The following is a 22,900-nucleotide window of genomic DNA, read 5'->3' on the forward strand; positions in this document are numbered from 1 at the left end:
CATAACATAGAAATTAAAATTCGAATAATGATCTTTGAAAATTGAATAATGCGGTGAAAAAAAAATATGAAAATCCGCTTTTATTTATAAGATTCATGGTATAAATTACCACAGAAAGATATAATTAGAAGTAGTTAAGAGAGAATAGTAAATTAAGACGAAGCAATTTTGTAAATAAACAAGCATAGAATACAATGATAAGTTTATTAATTTAGGAGATGATAAAGTGAATAAACTATTAGGAATCATATGCTTAATAACATTATTAATTTGTGGTTGTAGTGCAAATAAAGTCTATAATAAGGTTGAAAATAACACCAAGCCTAACGAAAGTGTACAACCAGCAAAGCAAATATCAGACCAGTTAAAAACTTTAACCTTTAACGACCAAATTCAAGTAGAAGAAATAATTAGAGAGTATTTTTCTGCCTTAGAGAAAAAGGATTATTCTACAGCATGGGAACTGACTTCTTCAGAACAGAAGAAAGTATACTCAAAAGAAGAAGCATTAAAAAATCATTGGGGATTAGAGTCTATAAAACTTATATCTATGAAAGGATATATGCCATCAGAAAAATACGCAGTTGATTCTGTCCCACCTAATACACCTACTATATGGTTTACTGTCACACTTGATATACAGCCAACTCCCAATAGTTCATGGAATAAAGGTGTAAATGTCCCTTTTGTAAATGTAGTAAAAAATAGTAATGGAAAGTGGAAAATAGATGGTCTTGCTACAGGTCCGTAATTTAATTGTTGAATGGTAATGTTCTTATTAAGAAACTTATAATGAATGCTTATGAACACTACACTTATATATTCTTAAATTATTTGAAGGTGACGGAAGTTTTCACAAAGTCTCTCCAGATAAAAAAAATAACAGCACTAATACGCAATCTTCTTATATTGTTGAACAACAGTAAAATAAAACTTATTAAAACTTTCAAGTAAGGGGGAAAGGAATGAAGTGTTTAAAAACTATAAAAAGGCTTTAATTATGTCTATAGTAATAATAGCCGTATTATTGGGAGTATTAGTGTCATATTTACTTATCAGTAGAGAACCAAATGAAGGGGAAATCAAAGCTGTTTCAAAAGCTAAAGCAGTTATGGGGTATAGTAATTTTCCTGATAAACCAGATAAAGTTAAGGGAATTATAAATGGGGGAGGTCCATATCCAGGCATCAAAATACCTGGTGAATTTGAGACAAAGGTAAAGTTAAAAATTGATAGTACCTACCAGGTTACTTTTACTGAATATTGGAATAGCAAAGATTTTAAATATGAAGGTTCAAAAGATGGAACACAAAGTCATTTTATAATATTTGAGGTTAAGGGCAATAACGTGAAAGGAATTAAGGATGGTGGAGACTTTTCACCTGAACAAGTAAAATAGCTACTATTAGTTCGTAATAAATTACGTCTCAATCGTAAAATATTATTCTTTAAAATAATTAATTGGGAGGTAACTATGAGTTTTAAATATTTATATGTTGAGTCCAAATCAAAAGGATTGTTCTCTGACGCAAATCATAGAGAATTGATTGATAAGTATGCCTCAGAAGGTTGGAGATATGTAAATGCAATTCCTTCTTCGTTCTACGCAAATAATGGTCAACCAAAAACTTTTGACTTAATATTTGAAAAGAGTGATGATGAATAATTTTCTAATTTAACGTTATAACAATAAAAAAAGAATAATTATTTTGAACACCGCATTATTCATGATTGAATTTTGCGGTGTTTTTACGTCGCAATTCAATACCTATACGACGAAAGAATATTATTTATCTTTATCTGCCGTAACTAGAATGTAGACACCAACAGCAATAATTATTAGACCTATAAATGTAAATATGCTAACAACCAGTTCGTTATAATTACTTAAGAAATCAACTATATTATCCATAATTACATCCTTTCATTTAAAGGTTGCTTATGTTTATTATTACAAAAGATATATTTTGTATGTATATAAGCATTTTGAAATATAGTTATACAATGTTTCACATAATACAGTAGGGACAGCATGAAAATAAGAAAATGCTACATAGCTACAAAAATTTTATTGTAACAATATAATAAAGATGTTATGATTTTAGTGTAGTAAAGTGGAATTTGTAATGTTGGGAGAGTTGTAATGGGATATAACGTTGTAGATGTGCTTAATAAAGCTATAAATATTACAATTCGCAAAAGGTCTATATATGAAAGTTTAGGACAAAGAAAGTGTGATATTCTAGCAGTAAAAATAATGTCAAAGGCCTTAGTAAAAGAAATGGATAGAACAATTCAGTATTATGAGAAATTAAAAAATGAAGTAGAGCCTGAAGAAATTGATTTCTATATTTATGATAAAATATCTTTTTTAATAGATGAATTTAATAAAAAAATAAATGTGACAGAAATAAACAATATAAAGGATTATTTAAAGTTTTCACTTGATGTAGAGAAAGGCGGAAAATCTGTACTTATTGATGTTCAAGGTAGATTTGTGAAAAATAAAAGTGATATAAATACCAAAACTTATAAAATATTATCGGACATAATTTATAATAAAGAGAAGCTTATTACAACACTTGAAAAGATTATGAAAATCGAATAATTATTCTTAATGCCGTATTATTCAGAAATGAGTACTACGGTGTTTTTATTTGTTCTTTGAAAACTGAATAATACGGTATTTATATGTTCTTACAAATTATAATTTACTCTTGTATCTAGTGTGATTATATGTAAAATATGATATAATTATCCTTGAGATGGTGGAATCGCAAATAATGTGAAGCAGTGAGGAGCGATTAGTGTGAGTATAACTTATGTGGTTATAGAAGGTATAATTTCAGTAGTACTATTTCTTCACTATAGGAAGAACAAACCTTTATACGCATATGTTTTAGCAGTATTTATATTAATTGATTTGGTTGTTAGATTGTCAAGCCTTTTTATTTATATACCAACTATAATAAAATCTTTATCAAGTGGATTTGTAGACCTTGCTTTCATAATATTTTTATTTTATTGGGCAAAGGAAGCAGATGAGACACTTGAAGATACTGATGGTATAAGAATAAAGAGACAGAAATAAACTTCAACTTTCATAATTTTTTTAATGACTCAACTAAAAAATGAATATTTTCTTTAAATACCGTATTATTCAGAAAAAATGAGTAATAGGGTATTTTTGTTTTTAAAATTATATTTAGAAGGATTTTGAACTGCTTTATAGAATATATTTATAAAACTACAATGATAAAACGAAGCGAGCCAATGAAGCGTCACAACTAGAGTGAAATTGAAATAAGAGTCAGGGGGAGGTTTTGTGGGAAGTATGGATGAGAGTGTGTCATTAAATAATGTAGTGGAAATAAATCAAGAGGTTATCCAAACTACTGGCAAGAAGTTATGGAATCCTAAGGGCTTTTTAATTCTTAGTATTCTGTTCTCTTTTCTACCAGCTGCAATTTTGTATTCTTTAAATTATGGTAGATTAGGGTTTTCTAAAAAGAAAAATATTTCATTGCTAATTTCAATTATTGCTTTTGCAATTATGATATCAATGGCACTTTTAATTAATCTAAGCATATTAAAGGGTATTTTCTATGGCCTAAATATAGGAGCAGCTGTATATATGAGACAAGATCAGTCCAAGTTATTTGAAAACCATGTATTAAACGGTGGACGAAAAGCATCTTACTTAGTTCCAGTCCTAGTAAGTACAGTTATTACAGCAATATTTCTGGTATTGATGTTCTATTCAATTAATATCCCAGATCAGAAATTAATGTTTAATGGCAGCGAGCTTTACTTTACAGAGAATGTACAAAAAAGTGATGCAGAGAAATTGGGGACTTATCTAAGTGAACAAGGCTTTTTTAACGAAAACAGAAAAGTTTCTGTCAAGATCGATAAAAAATCTACAACATATGAGTTCTCTTTAATTATAGACAAAAGTAGTCTAGAGGACAAAAATTTAGAACAGTCTGCTAAGGACATGAGTACGGAATTGTCAAAAAACGTGTTTAATAATAACAAAGTAAATATTAACCTTTGTGACAATGTCTTTAAACCGTTAAAAACCATATCTAATTAAAATTTAACTTGAGTAAGTACTATAATTAAAAGTGGTTTTTTGAATTGGCATATTTAGATATCGACCTTTACTTATTTAAGTTGGATATATTTAATACACATTTCTCTTATTTAACGTCTCAAAAATAAAGAGCCGAATAATTATTTAAAACACCGCATTATTCAGAATTGAATATTGCGGTGTTTTTAAGTCGCAATTCAATACTAAGACAACCTATGAGTAAAAGACGACATATCTGTAAAATTCAATAATACGAATAATGTTCTTTGAAAATTGAATAATACGGTATTAATGATATATATTAAGGAATAACTGTTGTATAATTATAGTATTATGTGAGTTAGTTTTTTATTAAACTACTTAATAAATTTGAATTTGCAAGGAGTTTTTATGGAAAGTTATTCACAAGAAAAATTACAAAGTGCAATAAAAATTATATCTTCAACTATCAATAACTGTGAAAAAATTCAACCTAAATTTGCAGAGGGCACATCACAACATTCTCTTTTAAGGAACAGAATTAGTGCATTAAAAATTTCTAAATGTTTGCTGGAAAGAGATGCAGACATAGAGATATATAGCAAGATTGATTTGGAAAAAGCATTGCCACCTGTGATTTCAATTATAAATAAAACTGAAAAAGCTAGAAGTAAGTATGAAGAAGGCAGTGCTCAGTTTAAGAGAGTTACACCGATAATAGAAGCAATGTATATTTCTAAGGCATTAATAGAAAAAGAAATTGCACTAAGAAATCAGTAGCTACCAATTAATAGAGCTGAAAAATTCCAGTTTTTTGATTAGATCCTTGAAGATATAAGGAGAACAAAATTAAGATTATTGTTAAAATACCGTATTATTCAAAATGAATATGCGGTATTTTTAGTTCGCAATACAAGAATAAGACATCCTATGTGAAAAATGCGATATAACTATAGAAATTGATAATACGAATAATGACCTTTGGTAATTGAATAATGTGTTGAAAAATTAGTACGAAAATCCTCTGTAATCTATAAGGCTCATGGAATTAATTACTATTAAATGATATAATTAGAAAGTGATTGAGATAGAATAGTAAATAATTGTGTACTAAAGCTTATTTATATTTTGGGGGGTGGGGTATTATAAATAGGTTTCGAATTATAGCAGTAACTTTTATAGCAATTGCTATTATACTCTCCAATATAATGTGTGCTAGCGTTGCTTTTGAATATTCCAACATGATATGGGGCATAAAGTATGCGGGTTACAGTGCTCCAGCAAATGTAGCCTTTTTACTAGCTATTCCATATATTATAGGAATTTTAAATTGTACCATCCTTTCTTATATCTTTTGGAGAAAGTCTAAAAATCACTAAATGTTCATAATTTATAGTACGAAACTTTCTTTTCTTATGTCGCAAGGGTAAAATAAAGCGTCTTAAGCGTAAAAAATTGAGAAGTAAAGGCAAGCACATTTTTATGGGGGGAAAACTGATTATGAATTTTATCAAAGGTTTTTTTACAATAGATAAAGAGTATAAAGATACAGTAGAAAAATACAATTACAAGGATGGCATTTCAGCAATTACATTTTACCTATTAGTTATAGTTCTTTACTATGTAATGGGGGTTTTGTATGGCAAAAAAAATTTATATTTAGGTTATGAGGCTAACCTTTTTCTGGCAATATTATGCATTTTATTTGTGTTGTTTTATAAACAGCCGATAAAAACAATAGGGTTTGGCAAAAAGAATCTATCAAAGTCATTAATTTTAGGGCTGGTACTGTCAGCAGTCCTTCTAATTATAAATCTTATTTTAGGAATTTCAGGTGGATATCGTTTTAATACTGCTTCAAAACTAATTTTAAACTTTGGCTATTACTTTTTTGTAATAGCACTTGTAGAAGAAATCATATTCAGAGGATTTATTCAGACAAGAATTTATGGAATTATCGAGAAGCCCTTCATCGCAGTAATAGTAACGGCATTTATGTTTATGGCTTTTCATATTCCTTTTCAAATGGGTGCATCACATATGAAATTTTTGGCGTATGTTTCAAACAATTATATAACACTCCTATTCACATTTTTATGGCATATTGTATTCAATTTTCTGTATACAAAATATAACTCTATTGCCGCACCTACAGTATTTCATGCTGTTATGGATTGGTGCAACGTGCTCTTTAAATGATTATTTCGTTTTACAATTTATTTCATATATAACCTGTATTTTTGCTTTGAACATTAACAAATAAGCATATGGTAAAAATTAAAATAAACAGCGTTGGAAAACAAGTTCAAATGGGAAAATCTATATCTAAAATTAATGGATAATATCTGTACTACAAGATTATAAAGTGAGGAAAGAATGGCTGAAAAATTATGTGGTAGGATGGATTTGTAAATAATAATCTAAGTCAGCGATAATATTTATTGGTATTATCGCTGTTTTTTGTTTATAAGCATTTCATTTGGAATAATTTCCTAGTAATATATAAGTATTCAATAGATAAATAGTGGTTTACTATATTTTAAGTAAACGACAATATACTAAATTGAGAGCAAAAATGTAATATTTTATTAATTAAAAATTTAGTAAAACCGTTTGACGATTTTGATTGTCTAATGGGTGTAAATATAAATTACATGTAATTTAAAGTTTAAGGAGTGCAATTATGGATGTAGAAGATAAAGCGAAACTAGCAATTAGTGGAGATGAAAAAGCCTTTGAATATCTTATGGAAATTAATAAAGAGGGACTTTACAGGGCAGCTTTTGCTTATGTAAAGAACGAACAGGATGCTTTGGACATTTTGCAGGAGACAGTATATAAGGCTTATATATCTATAGATAAGTTAAAGGAGCCAAAGTATTTTAAAACATGGTTAACAAGAATACTTATTAATAGTGCTTTCAACTTTATTAAAAAGAATAAAAAGATAGTACACTTAACTGATGATATAGCAAATGGCTCAAAGTCCTACGAAGGGAATACAGTAGACGAAAGAATGGATATACTTAGTTCTATTAAAAAGCTTGAGGATAAATATCAGACTGTAATAGTCCTAAAATATTTTCAGGACCTTACTATTACTGAAATTTCTGAGGTGCTAAATTGTCCATCAGGTACTGTGAAAACTCATCTAAACAAGGCATTAAGCAAACTAAGAATATCTATGGGAGAGGAGATATTTTAATATGGATAACTTAGAAAATCTAAAAAATGAAATAAAAATTCCAGAAGGAATAGATTTAGCAATTAAAAAAGGTATAGAAAAAGGAAAGAAAGATAAAAAGATAAAAAAATACCAAAGGATATACAAAAAGACTGCTGTTGCAGCTACAATTCTTATTGCTGTGACTTCAATAGGAATTGCTCGTCCTGATATCGTAAAAGCAGTTCCAGGTATAAAATCAATTTTTAAGCTTATTAACCATGGTAATATGGGTGAGAATTTTGATAAATTTGAGCAATTTTCTACTAATGTCAATAAAGCAATAGAAAAGAATGGATTAAAGATAACTATAAAAGAAATTACAGTTGATGATAATGTGTTGGCAATAACTTCTGTTGTAGAAGGAAAAAATCTAAAAGAAAATAAAGGATACATGGGAAATATAAAAATTAATGATAAATTAGTATATACATCAAGTAGCAAAGATAAAAAGGTTGATGATAATACCCTTATGATGGTAACTTACGCCAAAGTTTCTGACATGAATTTGCCTAGAGATTTGAATATTGATTTCGATATAATTTGGGTTAATGAGGTGAAAGGTCCTTGGGATTTTAAATTTAATGTGACCAAATCTGATAAACCTGTAAATTCAAGGATTGTTAATATCGATAAAAGCATTAAGATACCCGACAGGACATTAAACATTAGAAAATTGATTATTAGCCCTTTAGGAAATACAATTGATTTTTTAGGAAATTATGATGTCTCTAAAGACCGTAATGGTTTTGATGAACTTGATTTTGTTGTTTTGGATGATAAAGGAAAAATACTTGAAACTCATAGTTCGGTTCACCCAATTAGTAATGAAAAATATGAAGGAAAGTTAGAGATAACAGATGATATAGCAAATGTAAGGTTATTAACTGTAGCTCCAGTATTTAAGCATTGGGGACAAAAGACAATGTTGTTAAACAAGATATCTTACCCAATACTTCAAACTACGATAGACAGCGATAATTTTAATCTTCCCCAGGAAACTATATCAAAGAGCAGACCCGTAACTGAAGAGCAAAAATCAAATGGATATGCCTTTAATAATGTTACTCATGTTTTCAATATAGATAAGGTAAGAGACTTTACAACTATAGATAAATTAGTTAACCAGATTATTAAGGTTGGAACTAATAACAATGTCCTAATAAAAAGCATTGATACCTCAGAAAATGAAACTAAAATTACATTTAAGGTTCAAGGTAATGGAGCTTATTATTATATTAACTTCAATGATACAGTTCTTCTAGATGAAAATTATAACTTTATTGAGAGAGTAAGTGACGAAAATATTACTAACGTAGAATATAAAGATGAGAGTATTGTATCAATTAAGCTACCTGCAATTAATAAGACAAAAAAATATAAAATAGCGCTACCTATTATAGACGAACCTCAAATAGATGAGCAATATAAGATAAATATTAATATAACTAAATAAAACATGAAGCTATTTAAGTGATGCATATATATCAATGAACTTCTTTTCAATATTTTTAATGCTTCACTAAACATATTTTCATGTTTAGTGAAGCATTGTAAATTATTGCGTTTCATCCATTAGAAAAAGAAACTTTTTTCAAACAAGAACGTATTAATTTATAAAAATATAAAAAGGGTGAATTTATATGGCCGATTATAAAATAACTACAAGATATGGTATTCTTATAATAATAATGTCTCTAATTATCATGGTTGGCTGCGAAAAAAAACTAAGTCAAAGTCAGGATGTAACATCTTCAAAACCGATACAGCAAGAGATAAAGAATACAGAATCGGTATATACTGCTGAATTAAAAAACATCACAAAAAATGCAAAGGTTGTTATAGCAAATAATAAACCTTGCCAAACAGGATGGATTCCTAAAAATCAAGAAAACACTTTATCAGAAATCATATTCTGGTTACAACAAGCTAAATCATATAAAGGTGAAATACTCAAACCCAAAAATGTTCCTGAAGGCGAAAAATTAGTATTTAATGCGTACATTGGTCCCTGTATACTAAATATATCTACTTCAGACAACCATAGAATAACGATAGAGCCTGCATCTTATATTGATAAAGATGATGGAAAATTTTATTACAGCACTCACTATACTACAAATGTGCTTGAATTTGATTATGATGGACAAAAAACTTATATAGAATCCAGTCAGTTGTTTGATTGGCTGAAAAATAACAAATGGGAAGGAGAATTTAAACAATTATAGAAATTTTCTTTTTCTAAAATGGAATCAAATTTATATATAGTACAATTACTTCATAATGTTCTTATTTAACTACACAATAATAAAAGCCGAATAATTATTAAACACCGCATTATTCAAGATTGAATTTTGTGGTGTTTTTACGTGGCAATTCAACACTAAGACAACCTATGAGAAAAAGGCGACGTAACTATAGAAAATAATAATGCGAATAATGTTCTTTGAAAATTGAATAATGCGGTGAAAATATAGTATGAAGATCCTCTGTAATCTATAAGATGTATGGAATCAATTACTATTAAATGATATAATTAGAAGTAATTGACATAGAATAGTAGTATATCACACATTAATAAAAAAACATTTGGGGGAGAAGGTATGGATAATTATAAATATGGGATTAAAATTATACTCGTAATTTTTACATTAATTTTTTTACCATTAATCATAGATAGGATTCCTAATGAAAGGATTAAATTTATATTTTCAATTGTTTTTTTTAGTATTTTGTTTATTTTTATATTATACGAATTTTACAAAGATGTTATCAATAATCATTATTCTACAACTAAATTTATACTACTATCTGACTTAATAATTATTTTTTTATATATAGTTTTTGTGATTTTAGTCATAAAAAATTTTAATAAAATATTGAGTCTTAATTTTAAATTAAATCTAGATAATATTATCTTAATACCGTTACCTATTATAATAATTAGACATTACTTAAAAAGTAAAAGGTTCAAAAATAAGAATAATTAATGCATAATATTCTTTTATTGTTGAACAATGGTAAAATATTATGAATTAAAAAGGAGATATCTTTAATGACTGACAAAGGAATTAAGTTTAAGCCTTTAGGAGTTGCCATAATAGTAATTCTAGTTATTATAATTTTATACTATACTAGCATCAATCGCATAACTATAGATGTTTCACAAGTAAAAAGTTTGAAGATACAGTCATTAGAGAAAAACATAAATGATGGTTCATGGAAATGGAATGAGAAGGAAATAACTCGTAAAGAAGACATTCAAAAGGTTGTTGGATTCCTTAATTCAATAAAGTATAGAAAGATAATGCAGGAAAATGATAATGGATTTGGTTTGGTAGTGATTATCAAAGGTGAAAAAGATTATACAGTTGTTTTCAAAGGTAATGTAGTTAATGTAAATGGAACAAATTATAGGACAAATCTTCCTAATAATGAAAAAGCCCATCAGATATACAAGGACTTGGATTATACAGAGAAAAATGCTACAAATCTAATGAAATAAAAATTGTAACCTTTGTTACGGAATTTTAAGATTTAACGACACAACAATAAAAACCGAATAATTATTAAAACACCGCATTATTTAAAATTGAATTTTGCGGTGCTTTTACGTCGTAATACAATAAAAAGACAACCTATGACGAAAATGCGATATAACATAGAAATTGGTAATACGAATAATGATCTTTGAAAATTGAATAATGCAGTGAAAAAATAGTATGAGGATCATTTGTAATCTATAAGGCGCTTGGAATTAATTACTATTAAAGATATAATTAGAAGTAATTGAGACGTAATAGTATTATTAAACGTATCTATTTAAATATATAAATATTCAAATATTTGCTGGTTCTATGCGGGTTCAGCGTGGATTATATAAACCTACTTAATACGGAATCTTCAAATAAGACGAACTATTTACAATCAATGAAAATTAAAAAGCAGGTGATAACTATGAACAATATTCTAAAACTTAGAGACGTTTTATTATATAGTGAAAAATGACTTGCTACGGGCTTTTTTATATTATTATGACCATGATGCTTTTATAACATTTAATACTACATAATATTCTTAAGTGGTGAAATAACGTAAAAAACTGCAAACTAAATAAAATATAAATCTTAATTGTTCGATTTTGAAGTAAGAATTTAAATCATAGAGGAAAAGAATTAAAGGAGGTTGAAAAATGACAAATTCTATTGTTTATGATAAGGCTAAATACCACTTTGATGGCAACTTTCCAATTGATATACCGAGAGAACAGGTTTATATCCATACAGGAATGTATTTAGGTTGGATTATTGATAATGATTTGTTCAGTGAAGAATTTAAAAATGAAACAATAGATGAGATTTTGAAATTTAAGCAAAAAAAAGTTACAGGAACTCAAATATATATTTCTTGGGATGTGGCATTAGTAGATGATATGTTAAATGACGAAGGGAATGCGTTTTCAACGTATTATTTTGACTTTGAGAAAGGGGCAATATCTACATGATTATGAGGAGTTACTAGCAAAAGATTTAGAGTCGATATATCATGTTAAAGATAGTTGGGAAAATTATTATAAATTAAAGAGTAGAATTGATGAAAGATTTAGGGAATGGAAAACGCCAAGAAAACACGGGGTGAAAACTTATTTTTCAAAATTATTTTCTAAAAATCTATAATATAGAACAATATAAAATATTTGTTTTTAAAAAATTAATTCGCAACATTTAAGTATGTTGACTAAATAATAAAACCGAATAATAATCTCAAACACCTCATTATTCAAAGTGAATTTTGGGGTGTTTTTAGTTCGCAATTCAAATCTATTTTTTATTAAACTTTGTTCCAAATCTACATCTGACTTATGTAGAGAATATTTATAAAAATACCCTGTAGGGAGGGCTTATAACTCAACTCAGCAGGGTATATTTTTATTGCCTTCGACACCCCAATTTAATATACATTAATTCGTATAAAATTATAAATGATCCAACCAAAGTAATTTTTAAAAGCATCAATACTGGTAATACAATTTATTTTAATACTGAATATTTATATTAAAGCATGTCTATAATCTAGTAAATGGAGGTTTTAAATTTGTCTTTTAATCTTTATAATTTAAGTGATGTAGAAATATATGAGCTTTTACTAAACGGAAGAATTTCAAGCTTTCCATCTGGATTTTGGGCTAATAGAACTGAAACCGAAGCTAAAGATACTGCAATAGAGCTGCTTCGTTATCTGATTAATGTGAAATTGAAATTAAATAAGGAAGAAGTAGAAGCCATAGTTAGTAAAAAGTTTTTAACAAAATATAAATTGCATACAGCAAGTAAATTGTTTGGAAGAAGTGCTATTAAATATGTTATAAGCTCATTTCCGGACACAGATTATCAGCCATGGAAATTTAAAAAAGATAAAGTGCCGCAATGCTATTGGACAAATGAGGAAAATAGACTGAATGCAGTGCGCTATTTATTTGATAAAGAATTTAAATGGAGCATCGAAGATGTAAAAGAAAAGTTAAGCTGGGATCTCCTAGAGAAAAATGGCTTAATGACATTACATAGTTATTATACAAACTTGTTTGAATTAATTAAATGTATTTATCCAAATAAAAAATTGTTTCCTTGGGAGCTTAAAAATAGTGAAGTTCCAAATGGAACTTGGTCTTCTAAAAAAAATAGGATTAAAGCTGTTAAGTGGCTAGTTAAAAAAAGTAGTTTAAAAGGAATTCAAATTAATAGAAACACCTTTGGTGTATATGGTTTAAGTAGGTTACTTGAAGAATATTATTGTGATAACCCAAAACGAGCAATTAACGAAGCTTATGGAGACTCTCCTATTAAAGGTAGACATAAAAGTGAAAATATGTTTATATATCATCATGGGGGTAGTTAAATATGAGAGAATCAATTTTAAATCAATTTCGATTAACTGTACTTGAAAAAGGCTACGGAGTTTATGGTATAAACGTATATCAAGAAGGTCAGGGAGAAATCTCATACCAATGGCGGTCTGATGATAAAGTTTGTCTTTACTCTGGTTCCAAAACCTTTACTTCTTTAGCTATAGGAATATGCCAGGATGAAGGTTTGCTAAAACTATCTGATACTGTATTGAGCTTTTTTCCGGAATATAAGAATATAGCATCTGAGCAATCAAATAGCATAACAATAAGAGACTTATTACATATGTCCTCAGGGAAAAAAGTATTCTATTTTTCAGGACCTGAAGAAGCTATGAGGACAAATGATTGGGCTAAGTTATTTTTTTCTGACCCAATGAAATGTGAAGCTGGATCAGAGTTCTTTTACTCAAATGCATGTACCTATATGCTTTCTCGTATAGTTGAAAAAGTTTCAGATGTTACGTTACGAGATTTTCTTATACCACGCCTTTTTACTCCACTAGATATTTTTAACCCACAGTGGCATACCTGTCCGGATGGTCATACTCTGGGTGCTACTGAGCTTTATTTGACTAATAAAGAATTTTCAAAGCTAGGCTTGGTATTCTTAAATGGCGGAGTTTATGAGGGAAAAAGGATTGTAAGTGAAGCATATATTAAAGCTGCGACAACAGATATAATAAGTAATGCAGATGCAGGGCATGATCCTGGAGAAGGTACCAAGGGCTATGGATATCAGCTGTGGCTTTGCTCTTATAAAGGAGCCTATCGTGCAGATGGAATGTACGGACAATATTGCATAGTATTCCCCGACAAGAAAGCTGTAGTCACTGTTACTTCCCATGAAGAAAACAATGCAAATGATATTTTGCGTGCTATTTATAAAGATATAATTCCTTATCTTGAGTAGTTGATGTTAAAAATCCACAACAGAAATGTTGTGGATTTTTGTTGCCTATATTAGCTATCTCAGCAGGCGTCATACCTGATGAGCGCGTCTTTTTTGGGGCCAGCTACATTCACGCAAATTATAGCAATCACATCCTCAATTGATCTATTATCAGCATTGATACGTACGACTTTGCTGTATTTTTAACCTTAATTATGTTATTTATGAAGTTTTCCTTAGATTCTTTATTATTTACTATTTCATTTCCATATCTTGAAAAAGGTATTATATTATTAGTAATGTCAATTTCAAATACGCCTTGAGCAACTCCTAAAGGTACGTAAATGGATTCACCTGATGCTAAATGATCTTTTTTTCCAAATATAATATATTCCTTACCAGATTCAATTAATGGAAACTCACCCATGGTAGCCTTTATTTTTTTTGTCTTTTTTTCGTTAGCTGTCAATTTTTCTAAAGTATTAATTTCGAAACTCTTTTCAACTGGTTTGTTTGCCTTTAAAAAATCTTCCACTGAAACAATACCTCCAACAGATGCAAGTTCCATTATTTGCCCTTTTATTTTAGTATCCTTTAAGGAATTAGTAACTTGTAGTTTAAATTTTGTTAATACATTATTACCTACAACTATTGAGTTTGTTTCCAAAACCTTTCCCTCAACAATGATTTCAGCATCAGCTATCAATGTATCTATATTTTTATAAACCAGACTCAAATCTAGTGATGAATTCATTGTATAATCATAACCAATATTTGATACGCTTGATTGCTGAGCACCCTTACTGGTAGATGCACATCCTGATATAGTAATAACTAAAGTTAGTATGATTAACATTGTAATAATCTTTTTCATAAAATCACTCCTTATTTTCATTGAGCCCAAAACAATGCCCCGCTTATATTTTTATCTACGAATTATAATCAAAAGAGTTATAATAAATGGTAGAAATCTCAATACTTGTAGAAATTTTACTCTGTTTATTTTTGAAGGAACCATTTTTATAGAATTATGTAAATTTACGAGCTATAATAAATTTATAGGTTAATGATAATCTTAAATATTTCATTTTAGAAAATATTTAATAAAGACAATGGGGGTGATTATTTGATAAATTTAAGAGAGATTAGAATCTCTTTATTATACTTTTTTTATTTTGTGCTGATGATATCGGTTTTATTGTTTGTAAGAAAACACCACTTACTAACTGGTAGCATAAGAAACATAGGTATTGGAGTTATCATTCTTGTCATTATCGTTACTTTTATCCTATTTGCAATAATTCCATGTATAGCAGTTTCTATTTATCATTTAGTTAAGGCAGTAAGATATAATAAGGTTTATTATAAGGAAAAACATTATGCTGACTGGCGTTATTCAAAAGATGAATGGACAAGTTTTATTAATAATAATTACAGAATAAATAATAGAATTGAAATTAAATCATTTAAGAAGGCTGCTGTATATTTTAGTATTGTTGTATTTATAGCCTATTTTCTATATTTTTTAACGAATATTAAAGATAGGAAGAATATGCCAGCTTATATATTAATTGCTGTAGCAAGTTTCCTTATCTGTTTTATACCAGTAATGATTAAGAATAAGATAAGCATGAATGATCATTTATTATTTACAAACCGCAGTGTTATCTTGATGCAAGGTACTATTATAGTAAACGGAGAGATTTTTAATTTAGATGTTCCACTTAAAAAAGAAATGATGAAAAAGCAAATAAGGAATGGCAATCTTGAAATTGAATACGCAGTTCCTGCTAGATATTCAGATAAATATTCTAATAGAAGGTATTTAAATGTGAAGGACGTAAAGAAGCTTATAATACCAATACCTTCTGATAAACATGAAGAAGCCGTAAAATATATTAATGTACCACTACCTATCACAGTAGATTATAGAAAATAATATAGCTGTTTTAGATTTTTACTATATACTCATTAACAGGTTTAAAGAAGTATTAAGTAATGTTTTCGATATAATTGAATTCCATCAGATTGATGTTGGGAGGAATACCGATTTTCAAGCTGTAATTATGAGGAAAAAATAAATTCTGCAACATCAAGTCTTACTCCGGAAGTGAAGTAAATAATTTTAAAAAATATTCGATATATATACTAGGGAATGCAATTCATATTTTTGGAGGTATAAAAATGAGAATAGCACCAGTCTCTACCAACTTAAAAACTGATTATTCACCACTTGGTGATAATAATGCTATAAAATTACTTGAAAAACAGAAAATGCAAATGCAGGAGCAGATACAAAAAGTCCGTGCAAGCAAAATGGATGACAAAACTAAACAAGAAAAAATTAAGTCCATCCAAGATCAAATAGAACAAATTAATATGGAAATCCAGCAGAGAAGAAGTGAAATGCTTAATCAAAACAAAAATACAAATCAAGAAAATAAGAGCAAACAATCAAATACTGATGCTAGTGAAGATAACAGTAATTCAGCAGATATGTCTCAATTAGTTCAAGCGAGCACCACATATTCCCAAGCTAAAATTATACATAGAATTAAAAACAGCCTGAATGGGAAAAGTAATGTTTTAAAGATAGAAATCGAGTTAGATAGCGGTAGAGGCGGAGACCCAAAAAGGAAGATAGCAGATCTTCATGACACTGAATCTAGAAAACAAATGTTGGATAAAAAAGAAAGCGAAACGCTTAGTACTACAAGAAAACAAGTAAAGGAAGCATCAAGAACGGAAAGTAAAACTAAGGACATAAATAATAATGTTAAAAATGAAGAAACCAGCGATACTGAAAATACTGCTATAAATGATTATGTGAGCAATCAAAACGAAATATCGGTTAATAATGAAGAGAATTCTCAACCACAAGGTATGAAAGGAATAGATAAAAACTATAAGAGAGTCAATGTTAGAGTTTAATTATTAATAAATTTTTTTTGATATTAATAATAAAATATACGAATCTTTGTCAAGGCACCATTATAGGTGCCTTTTTTACTTAAAAAAATAAGGTCAATTTGTAAAATATTATGTTTAAAATAAAGAGGGATAACCCGTATGGAAAAGAATGAACCGTATAAAGGAATTACAGGAATATTTGAATATATTTGGATGAAGTGATACAATAAAATGTAATATATTGGATATACAAACTATTCCTTGAGCGTAATGAATTATGATGTTCTGGGATTTTTTTGGGGGAGCGGGCTATGACAGATAAAAAAGAAAAACTGAAAAGTAAATGGCTTAGTAGAGGTTTAGTAATTAGTATAATTGCTTTTTTTGTATTAGTAAGCTTTTTTAGAGCGAAAAGTGAGGGAGCTTTCCAGGATGTTTTCCATAAGAAAAGCGGCATTAAAATCGAAAGCTTAAATGAAAATCAAGTTATAAATTTGAACAAGCTGTGTAAAGTATGGGGCTTTGTTAAATATTATCATCCCAAAGTTATATCCTCTTCTTTAAATTGGGATTTTGAATTGTTTAGAATTATACCAAAAATAATGGAAACTAAGGATTCTAGGGAAGTTGATAAGGTTTTATATAATTGGGTTAATGAGCTTGGGGATGTAAAGATAAGTTCAGAGAACGGCAGCAAAGATGTTATGATGGAGCCTGATACAGCTTGGATAAAGAATGATAATTATATCAGTAAAGAGTTAAGTGATTTATTGGTAAAACTCTCAAAAACTTATATTTCTGAAAGAAATAAAGGCTATGTCAGCTTTGAAAAGGATTCACCTTATGCAAGCTTTAAAAATGAAAATTCCTACCAAAATATGACTTATGATGATGAGGGATATAAGCTTCTCAGTTTGTTTAGATATTGGAATATAATTGAATACTATTATCCCTACAGAGAGGTAATGGGGGAAGATTGGGATGGCGTTTTGACAGAATTTATACCCAAGTTTATTGAATGTAGGGACTCACTATCCTATAAGCTTACTGTAGCAGAATTAACAACTAAAATACATGATTCCCATGCATATGTTACGGATAAGAGATATGAATTAGGCAGATATTGGGGATATAACATAGCGCCTATAAAGTTTCAGTTAGTTGAAGATAAGATTGTTATTACAGAAATAGCACAAAAGTATGCTGCAGATTGCAAGGCGAAAAAAGGAGATATAGTATTAAAGCTTAATGATAAGGATATATTTGAGGTCATAAAAGAAAAAGCGAAATATAAATCAACCTCCAATGATAAGGATATTGTAAAAGATTTACTTTTCTATCTGCTTAATACACAAGAGGATAGTTTAACCCTTACTTTAGAGAGAGACGGTAAAGAGATAAGAGAAAATATTAAGTGCTATTTTGATGGTAAAATGTTTGTGCCAACTCAGTCTCATAAGCTCCTCACAGCAAATATAGGCTATATAAATCCTGGTGCATTAGCTAAGGGTGAAATAGATAAAATTATGAGTGAATTCAAGGATACAAAAGGGCTCATTGTAGATTTAAGATATTATCCTTCCGATTCCATAATGTATACTTTGGGGAATTATCTTATGCCTCAAAAAGTTATTTTTGCAAAGGTAACTGCAGCAAATCAAGCTGTGGCCGGGGAATTTATATCTTTGGCAGATATGGAAGTTGGAAAGGATAATCCCAATTTTTATAAAGGAAAGGTTATTATAATCATCAATGAATATACACAGAGTAATGCTGAATTTACTACCATGTCATTAAGAAAGGCACCTAATGCACAAGTTATTGGAAGCAATTCAATTGGTGCAGACGGCAATATAGCTGTAATTAGTTTGCCTGGAGGTATAGAGACAGCCATCTCGGGAATTGGGATTTATAATCCTGACAAATCGGAAACCCAGAGAGTAGGGATAAAGCCTGATATTTATATAAAACCTACAATACAGGGAATAAAAGAGGGAAGAGATGAACTTGTGGAAAAGGCTATAGAGCTTATTAATAATTAGAATATATTTTATAAGGGATAAATATCAAATAAACATGAAGAAGCCGTAAAATATATTTATGTACCACTTCCCATAATAATAGATTATAGAAAATAATATAGAGTGGAATTTTCTGCTCTATATATTTTTTTGAAGGATTAGGAAGATTTATAGAGAATATTATTGCTATATAATGTGAAATTAGAGGTAAATTTTTACTGAGTAAGGAGTAAAATTATATGATTATAAACAATCCATTACCTGTAATAGAAACAAAAAATCTGATACTTAGAAAAATGGATTATGATGATATCTATGATATTTTCCAAATGCGCAAGGACCCTAGAATGAATGAGTTTACTGATACAAAGCTTGATGAAATCCCAGAAGAAACTAGGTCCTATATTGAGAAAATGAACAAAGGTGTAGATGAGAATAAATGGGTTATTTGGGCTATTGAGCATAAACAATCAAAAAAAGTGATAGGCTCAATCAGTATTTGGAATATTAACCTAGAGCAAAAAAGTGCAGAACTAGGTTATGGAATTATACCTGAATACCAAGGCAGGGGATTTATGAAGGAAGCTTTATTAAGTGCAGCAGATTATGGCTTTAATGTAATGAATTTAGAAACACTAGAAGCATATACAGAAGAAAATAACATAAAATCTATAAAGCTACTTAAAGGCTGTAAATTTGAAGAAGTTGATCGAGTAGATGATGAAGGTTATTATAATGATCGGATTTATCATATGGTTGTATATAGACTTACAAATAAACGATTTATTGTATGCTAAAAAGATGAATATAAGAGTGCTGAGTTAAAGGGTAAAAATGGATTTTACAATAAAATAAAACAACAGAGATGAGGGAAGAAATGTTTAAATATCTTTTGCAAGGACTTTTATTTGGACTTGCTTATGTAGCACCAATCGGAACACAAAATTTATATATAATTAATACAGCTGCACGAGAAAGTAAATTAAAAACCTATCAAGTTGCACAAATAACTATTTTCTTTGACATAACACTTGCTCTTTCATGCTTCTTTGGAATAGGATTGTTGATTGAGAGATTTTTTTTACTAAAAGAAATCATACTTTTATTAGGAGGCATAATTATAACTTATATAGGTATTTGCTTGATTCGTTCTACTTCACAAATTACTGATAATGAAGGTGTAAGTCAATCTTTAATAAAGTCTATAGTTACTAGTTTTGCTGTTACATGGCTTAATCCTCAAGCAATAATAGATGGGTCTTTATTATTGGGTGGATTTCGTGCTTCACTTCCTTTTTCAATGTCAAAATACTTTATATTAGGCGTTTGCATTGCATCTTTTACTTGGTTTAATTTTTTGGCATATTTTGTATCAAGGTTTCGTAGTAAATTTAATAATATAATTAAATGGATTAATATAGCCTGTGGAGGAATATTAATATTTTATGGCTTAAAATTAGGATATTCCTTTATTCAACTGATAAAGTGATAAATGACTCATTTTTTTATTATTATTCTAGAGATTAAATTACAATATTAAATTACATTGTAATCAGAGCCACGCTAATAAGATAAGTAAATTTTGAAAGGAAGATTGTTTGATGTATAAATTTAGAAGAACCCTAACGGCGGTAATCACTGGACTCATAATATTGGGATTAACAGGTTGCAGCGAAAAGAAAAACAATATAGTTACTACTGTTTCGAAGAAAGTAACTGAAACTGGTAATAAGATAGATGCTGATAATAAAATAAATCTTAATAATCTTAATTATACACTTCCTTCAAACTGGGTGAAAAGAGGAAATGAAAGTGAGATATTTTTTGATGATGAAAACAAACAAACATCAGGGGGAATTTCAGTAGTAGGATACTATGGTGATTATGGTGCTTCATTACCTAACCATAGTAAGATATTGAGTACAGAGGATATTAATAGTAATCTTGGAAAGGGTAAACTTTTTATGCTTGAACTAAGTAATCCTGCTGCTTCTAATAATCCTAAAACATGGAAGGAAATACATGCTATTATACCCTCAAATAATAACAAGGCTTATGATATATGGGTAAATGTGAATAAGGATACTCTAATAAATATTTTGAAAAGCTTCCATTAGAAATACTATTATTACTAAAGATGTGAGATTTGAGGTAAATAAGGATGAATATATTGAAACTAACTTGTAAAATGACAAATTGCTATCTCATTGAATCTAGGCTTGGGTGGATTATGATAGATACAGATTTTCCAGAGACTTTAAATCAAATGCTGCACCTTATAAAACAGTATGATATTAAAATAAGTGATATAAAATATCTACTTGTAACACATTTTCATCCAGATCATGCTGGTTTTGCACAAGACTTAAAGAATCTTGGGGTGAGCTTAGTTATTCATGAATGCCAGACTCCTTTTGTAAAAAAATTAAACGATTTTTTTAAGAAGAACCCTAAATTTAATTTTACAGATATTATTCTAGAAGATAACATTGTTATCAATAATGAGAATAGTAGAAGCTTTCTTAAAGACTTGGGTATAGACGGTGATATAATTCAAACACCTGGGCATACGGATGATAGTATCAGCCTTGTTATTGATGGTTACTGCGCATTTACAGGTGATCTTCCTGAATTTGCTTTAATGGAAGCGTATGATGATGAAACAATAAAAAATAGTTGGGAATTAATTAAAGAACGTAATATAACAAAAATATATCCAGCTCATGGAGCCTCTTATATGATATAAAGGAATAAAATTATATGATTATAAAGATAAACTATTGGAATTGGTAAAGATTCTTTAATTTTAATTTAAGGCTCAGGTTTTTCTGAGTTCTTTTTATTTGCTGTTAAAAGGAGGAAAATGCATAAGATTGGAAGAATATATAATTAAATGTAAGAATTGAAATTGAGGTGATTAATTTGAAAGAAAAGAAAGAAATTAAATACATAAAGGGCAAGTTCTCGGATCTTGCTTGGTTTGAAAATATAGCCAATCTATACCTGTGAAGCTAAAAAAAAGAGCTTTCTAAGCTTCTCGGAATAGAAAATTATGAATGTTATGTGAGGTGGAAAAATAGTGGAAGCTATAGGTACTGGGATTGGATTAGCAATAGCCTTAATTGTATTTTTAGAAATGTGCAGATTTTTAAGGTGGATAATAAAATTACCAAGAGAAATAGATGATTTAAAGAGAAAAGTAAGCAATCTTGAGGAAGTTATTAAAAATTTAAATGGATAAAAGAATTTATTTCACAATCTTCTTATATTGAGTAAAAATTATAATTTATTATCAAATAAATAAAAAGAGAGGTAAAACAATGATTATTAGACAAGCAACCATATCTGACGCTTGGAACATCGCTAAAGTTAATGTGGATGCTTGGCGTACCACATATAAAGGTATTGTATCAGATGATTATTTAAACGAACTATCATATAATAACCTAGAAAAAAGATGGATGACTTTTATTAATGACTCTTCAAAAGGTAAAATAAATATTTTTGTTTCTGAAAATGAAGAAAATGAAATAATTGGATTTGCTTCATGTGGCATAGAGAGGGAAATTGACAACCCAACTTACGGCGAATTATATGCTATATACATTATTAAGGAGTATCAAAATAAAGGAGTTGGTAAGATACTTTTTGATTGTGTAATAAAAAAATTGAATGAATTAAAATTTAATTTAATGCTTATTTGGGCATTAGAAGATAATCTTCAAGCGTGTCGATTCTACGAATTGATGGGTGGTGAAAAAGTTAAAGAAAAATATATAAAAATTGGCAATAATACACTGAAAGAAGTGGCATATGAGTGGATAATAAACTCCTAATATTATTTATTACTTCACTATATTGAGAACTATCATAA

27 protein-coding genes are annotated in these 22,900 nt (G+C 28.8%); 25 read left to right on the forward strand and 2 right to left on the reverse strand.

Translation table 11 applies throughout. The annotated features are described in order from the left end of the window. The first annotated feature begins 226 nt into the window (after nucleotides 1-226). The 3 genes from ACJDUH_RS08020 (at nucleotide 227) to ACJDUH_RS08030 (ending at nucleotide 1,666) form a co-directional block, all read left to right on the forward strand. The gene (locus ACJDUH_RS08020) at nucleotides 227-751 is read left to right on the forward strand and encodes a DUF4829 domain-containing protein (RefSeq protein ID WP_406764627.1); all 525 of its coding nucleotides are present in this window, start codon (nucleotides 227-229) and stop codon (nucleotides 749-751) included. Nucleotides 752-970: 219 nt separating this feature from the next. Beyond that, nucleotides 971-1,399: a hypothetical protein gene (locus ACJDUH_RS08025; protein ID WP_406764629.1), complete on the forward strand. Its 429-nt coding sequence runs from the start codon at nucleotides 971-973 to the stop codon at nucleotides 1,397-1,399. Between the two features lie 75 nt (nucleotides 1,400-1,474). Beyond that, a complete protein-coding gene (locus tag ACJDUH_RS08030) occupies nucleotides 1,475-1,666 on the forward strand; it encodes a DUF4177 domain-containing protein (RefSeq protein WP_406764630.1) in 192 nt (63 codons plus the stop codon). Nucleotides 1,667-1,786: 120 nt separating this feature from the next. On the opposite strand, the gene ACJDUH_RS08035 is transcribed toward ACJDUH_RS08030, so the two are convergent. Then, nucleotides 1,787-1,912 carry a hypothetical protein gene (locus ACJDUH_RS08035; protein WP_406764631.1) on the reverse strand — a complete coding sequence of 42 codons (126 nt, stop codon included), beginning with the start codon at nucleotides 1,910-1,912 and terminating at the stop codon, nucleotides 1,787-1,789. A gap of 231 nt (nucleotides 1,913-2,143) precedes the next feature. On the opposite strand from ACJDUH_RS08035, the gene ACJDUH_RS08040 reads away from it, so the two are divergent. The 13 genes from ACJDUH_RS08040 (at nucleotide 2,144) to ACJDUH_RS08095 (ending at nucleotide 14,116) form a co-directional block, all read left to right on the forward strand. Next, nucleotides 2,144-2,608 (forward strand): hypothetical protein, encoded by a 465-nt coding sequence (locus ACJDUH_RS08040; protein ID WP_406764632.1) that lies wholly within the window; start codon nucleotides 2,144-2,146, stop codon nucleotides 2,606-2,608. 201 nt (nucleotides 2,609-2,809) lie between these two features. Continuing rightward, on the forward strand, nucleotides 2,810-3,091 hold the full coding sequence (locus tag ACJDUH_RS08045) for a hypothetical protein (protein ID WP_406764633.1): 282 nt from the start codon (nucleotides 2,810-2,812) through the stop codon (nucleotides 3,089-3,091). A gap of 234 nt (nucleotides 3,092-3,325) precedes the next feature. Then, nucleotides 3,326-4,096 carry a hypothetical protein gene (locus ACJDUH_RS08050; RefSeq protein ID WP_406764634.1) on the forward strand — a complete coding sequence of 257 codons (771 nt, stop codon included), beginning with the start codon at nucleotides 3,326-3,328 and terminating at the stop codon, nucleotides 4,094-4,096. 390 nt (nucleotides 4,097-4,486) lie between these two features. Beyond that, nucleotides 4,487-4,855 carry a hypothetical protein gene (locus ACJDUH_RS08055; RefSeq protein WP_406764635.1) on the forward strand — a complete coding sequence of 123 codons (369 nt, stop codon included), beginning with the start codon at nucleotides 4,487-4,489 and terminating at the stop codon, nucleotides 4,853-4,855. 720 nt (nucleotides 4,856-5,575) lie between these two features. Beyond that, nucleotides 5,576-6,274: a CPBP family intramembrane glutamic endopeptidase gene (locus tag ACJDUH_RS08060; protein ID WP_406764636.1), complete on the forward strand. Its 699-nt coding sequence runs from the start codon at nucleotides 5,576-5,578 to the stop codon at nucleotides 6,272-6,274. Between the two features lie 484 nt (nucleotides 6,275-6,758). Further along, the gene (locus ACJDUH_RS08065; protein ID WP_406764637.1) at nucleotides 6,759-7,280 is read left to right on the forward strand and encodes a sigma-70 family RNA polymerase sigma factor; all 522 of its coding nucleotides are present in this window, start codon (nucleotides 6,759-6,761) and stop codon (nucleotides 7,278-7,280) included. 1 nt (nucleotide 7,281) lies between these two features. Next, nucleotides 7,282-8,754, forward strand: a complete 1,473-nt coding sequence (locus ACJDUH_RS08070; protein WP_406764638.1) for a DUF4179 domain-containing protein — start codon at nucleotides 7,282-7,284, stop codon at nucleotides 8,752-8,754. A gap of 187 nt (nucleotides 8,755-8,941) precedes the next feature. Next, a complete protein-coding gene (locus tag ACJDUH_RS08075; protein ID WP_406764639.1) occupies nucleotides 8,942-9,526 on the forward strand; it encodes a hypothetical protein in 585 nt (194 codons plus the stop codon). An 827-nt stretch (nucleotides 9,527-10,353) separates the two neighbouring features. Beyond that, on the forward strand, nucleotides 10,354-10,803 hold the full coding sequence (locus ACJDUH_RS08080) for a hypothetical protein (RefSeq protein ID WP_406764640.1): 450 nt from the start codon (nucleotides 10,354-10,356) through the stop codon (nucleotides 10,801-10,803). Between the two features lie 492 nt (nucleotides 10,804-11,295). Next, entirely contained in the window at nucleotides 11,296-11,370 is a 75-nt protein-coding gene (locus tag ACJDUH_RS19715; RefSeq protein ID WP_420492545.1) for a DUF7716 domain-containing protein, read from the forward strand. 120 nt (nucleotides 11,371-11,490) lie between these two features. Continuing rightward, nucleotides 11,491-11,802 (forward strand): DUF7832 domain-containing protein, encoded by a 312-nt coding sequence (locus tag ACJDUH_RS08085; protein ID WP_406764641.1) that lies wholly within the window; start codon nucleotides 11,491-11,493, stop codon nucleotides 11,800-11,802. A gap of 590 nt (nucleotides 11,803-12,392) precedes the next feature. Continuing rightward, nucleotides 12,393-13,196: a DUF4046 domain-containing protein gene (locus ACJDUH_RS08090; RefSeq protein ID WP_406764642.1), complete on the forward strand. Its 804-nt coding sequence runs from the start codon at nucleotides 12,393-12,395 to the stop codon at nucleotides 13,194-13,196. 2 nt (nucleotides 13,197-13,198) lie between these two features. Continuing rightward, entirely contained in the window at nucleotides 13,199-14,116 is a 918-nt protein-coding gene (locus tag ACJDUH_RS08095) for a serine hydrolase domain-containing protein (RefSeq protein ID WP_406764643.1), read from the forward strand. 127 nt (nucleotides 14,117-14,243) lie between these two features. Here ACJDUH_RS08095 and ACJDUH_RS08100 read toward each other — a convergent pair whose 3' ends face one another. Beyond that, on the reverse strand, nucleotides 14,244-14,969 hold the full coding sequence (locus ACJDUH_RS08100; protein WP_406764644.1) for a hypothetical protein: 726 nt from the start codon (nucleotides 14,967-14,969) through the stop codon (nucleotides 14,244-14,246). A gap of 252 nt (nucleotides 14,970-15,221) precedes the next feature. Here ACJDUH_RS08100 and ACJDUH_RS08105 point away from each other — a divergent pair, with 252 nt between their 5' ends. From ACJDUH_RS08105 to ACJDUH_RS08145, 9 genes are all read left to right on the forward strand, one after another. After that, on the forward strand, nucleotides 15,222-16,034 hold the full coding sequence (locus ACJDUH_RS08105; RefSeq protein WP_406764645.1) for a hypothetical protein: 813 nt from the start codon (nucleotides 15,222-15,224) through the stop codon (nucleotides 16,032-16,034). A gap of 245 nt (nucleotides 16,035-16,279) precedes the next feature. Continuing rightward, nucleotides 16,280-17,026 carry a FlxA-like family protein gene (locus ACJDUH_RS08110; RefSeq protein WP_406764646.1) on the forward strand — a complete coding sequence of 249 codons (747 nt, stop codon included), beginning with the start codon at nucleotides 16,280-16,282 and terminating at the stop codon, nucleotides 17,024-17,026. Between the two features lie 290 nt (nucleotides 17,027-17,316). Next, nucleotides 17,317-19,047 carry a S41 family peptidase gene (locus tag ACJDUH_RS08115; protein WP_406764647.1) on the forward strand — a complete coding sequence of 577 codons (1,731 nt, stop codon included), beginning with the start codon at nucleotides 17,317-17,319 and terminating at the stop codon, nucleotides 19,045-19,047. A 218-nt stretch (nucleotides 19,048-19,265) separates the two neighbouring features. Beyond that, entirely contained in the window at nucleotides 19,266-19,823 is a 558-nt protein-coding gene (locus tag ACJDUH_RS08120) for a GNAT family N-acetyltransferase (protein ID WP_406764648.1), read from the forward strand. 80 nt (nucleotides 19,824-19,903) lie between these two features. Beyond that, on the forward strand, nucleotides 19,904-20,515 hold the full coding sequence (locus ACJDUH_RS08125) for a LysE/ArgO family amino acid transporter (RefSeq protein WP_406764649.1): 612 nt from the start codon (nucleotides 19,904-19,906) through the stop codon (nucleotides 20,513-20,515). Between the two features lie 112 nt (nucleotides 20,516-20,627). Further along, on the forward strand, nucleotides 20,628-21,143 hold the full coding sequence (locus ACJDUH_RS08130; protein ID WP_406764650.1) for a hypothetical protein: 516 nt from the start codon (nucleotides 20,628-20,630) through the stop codon (nucleotides 21,141-21,143). A 44-nt stretch (nucleotides 21,144-21,187) separates the two neighbouring features. Beyond that, nucleotides 21,188-21,772, forward strand: a complete 585-nt coding sequence (locus ACJDUH_RS08135) for an MBL fold metallo-hydrolase (protein WP_406764651.1) — start codon at nucleotides 21,188-21,190, stop codon at nucleotides 21,770-21,772. A gap of 333 nt (nucleotides 21,773-22,105) precedes the next feature. Further along, nucleotides 22,106-22,267 (forward strand): hypothetical protein, encoded by a 162-nt coding sequence (locus tag ACJDUH_RS08140; protein ID WP_406764652.1) that lies wholly within the window; start codon nucleotides 22,106-22,108, stop codon nucleotides 22,265-22,267. A gap of 79 nt (nucleotides 22,268-22,346) precedes the next feature. Beyond that, nucleotides 22,347-22,862: a GNAT family N-acetyltransferase gene (locus ACJDUH_RS08145; RefSeq protein ID WP_406764653.1), complete on the forward strand. Its 516-nt coding sequence runs from the start codon at nucleotides 22,347-22,349 to the stop codon at nucleotides 22,860-22,862. Nucleotides 22,863-22,900: the final 38 nt, after the last annotated feature.

Origin of the sequence: Candidatus Clostridium radicumherbarum (assembly GCF_045310525.1) — a bacterium.
Classification (GTDB): Bacteria; Bacillota; Clostridia; order Clostridiales; family Clostridiaceae; genus Clostridium_AT; species Clostridium_AT radicumherbarum.

Coding starts and splice junctions, on each gene's coding strand:
- ACJDUH_RS08135 (WP_406764651.1), top strand. CDS start 21,188: ATGAATATATTGAAACTAACTTGTAAAATGACAAATTGCTATCTCATT.
- ACJDUH_RS08070 (WP_406764638.1), top strand. CDS start 7,282: ATGGATAACTTAGAAAATCTAAAAAATGAAATAAAAATTCCAGAAGGA.
- ACJDUH_RS08075 (WP_406764639.1), top strand. CDS start 8,942: ATGGCCGATTATAAAATAACTACAAGATATGGTATTCTTATAATAATA.
- ACJDUH_RS08065 (WP_406764637.1), top strand. CDS start 6,759: ATGGATGTAGAAGATAAAGCGAAACTAGCAATTAGTGGAGATGAAAAA.
- ACJDUH_RS08120 (WP_406764648.1), top strand. CDS start 19,266: ATGATTATAAACAATCCATTACCTGTAATAGAAACAAAAAATCTGATA.
- ACJDUH_RS08125 (WP_406764649.1), top strand. CDS start 19,904: ATGTTTAAATATCTTTTGCAAGGACTTTTATTTGGACTTGCTTATGTA.
- ACJDUH_RS08035 (WP_406764631.1), bottom strand. CDS start 1,912: ATGGATAATATAGTTGATTTCTTAAGTAATTATAACGAACTGGTTGTT.
- ACJDUH_RS08145 (WP_406764653.1), top strand. CDS start 22,347: ATGATTATTAGACAAGCAACCATATCTGACGCTTGGAACATCGCTAAA.
- ACJDUH_RS08115 (WP_406764647.1), top strand. CDS start 17,317: ATGACAGATAAAAAAGAAAAACTGAAAAGTAAATGGCTTAGTAGAGGT.
- ACJDUH_RS08060 (WP_406764636.1), top strand. CDS start 5,576: ATGAATTTTATCAAAGGTTTTTTTACAATAGATAAAGAGTATAAAGAT.
- ACJDUH_RS08040 (WP_406764632.1), top strand. CDS start 2,144: ATGGGATATAACGTTGTAGATGTGCTTAATAAAGCTATAAATATTACA.
- ACJDUH_RS08030 (WP_406764630.1), top strand. CDS start 1,475: ATGAGTTTTAAATATTTATATGTTGAGTCCAAATCAAAAGGATTGTTC.
- ACJDUH_RS08085 (WP_406764641.1), top strand. CDS start 11,491: ATGACAAATTCTATTGTTTATGATAAGGCTAAATACCACTTTGATGGC.
- ACJDUH_RS08130 (WP_406764650.1), top strand. CDS start 20,628: ATGTATAAATTTAGAAGAACCCTAACGGCGGTAATCACTGGACTCATA.
- ACJDUH_RS08110 (WP_406764646.1), top strand. CDS start 16,280: ATGAGAATAGCACCAGTCTCTACCAACTTAAAAACTGATTATTCACCA.
- ACJDUH_RS08055 (WP_406764635.1), top strand. CDS start 4,487: ATGGAAAGTTATTCACAAGAAAAATTACAAAGTGCAATAAAAATTATA.
- ACJDUH_RS08080 (WP_406764640.1), top strand. CDS start 10,354: ATGACTGACAAAGGAATTAAGTTTAAGCCTTTAGGAGTTGCCATAATA.
- ACJDUH_RS08095 (WP_406764643.1), top strand. CDS start 13,199: ATGAGAGAATCAATTTTAAATCAATTTCGATTAACTGTACTTGAAAAA.
- ACJDUH_RS08100 (WP_406764644.1), bottom strand. CDS start 14,969: ATGAAAAAGATTATTACAATGTTAATCATACTAACTTTAGTTATTACT.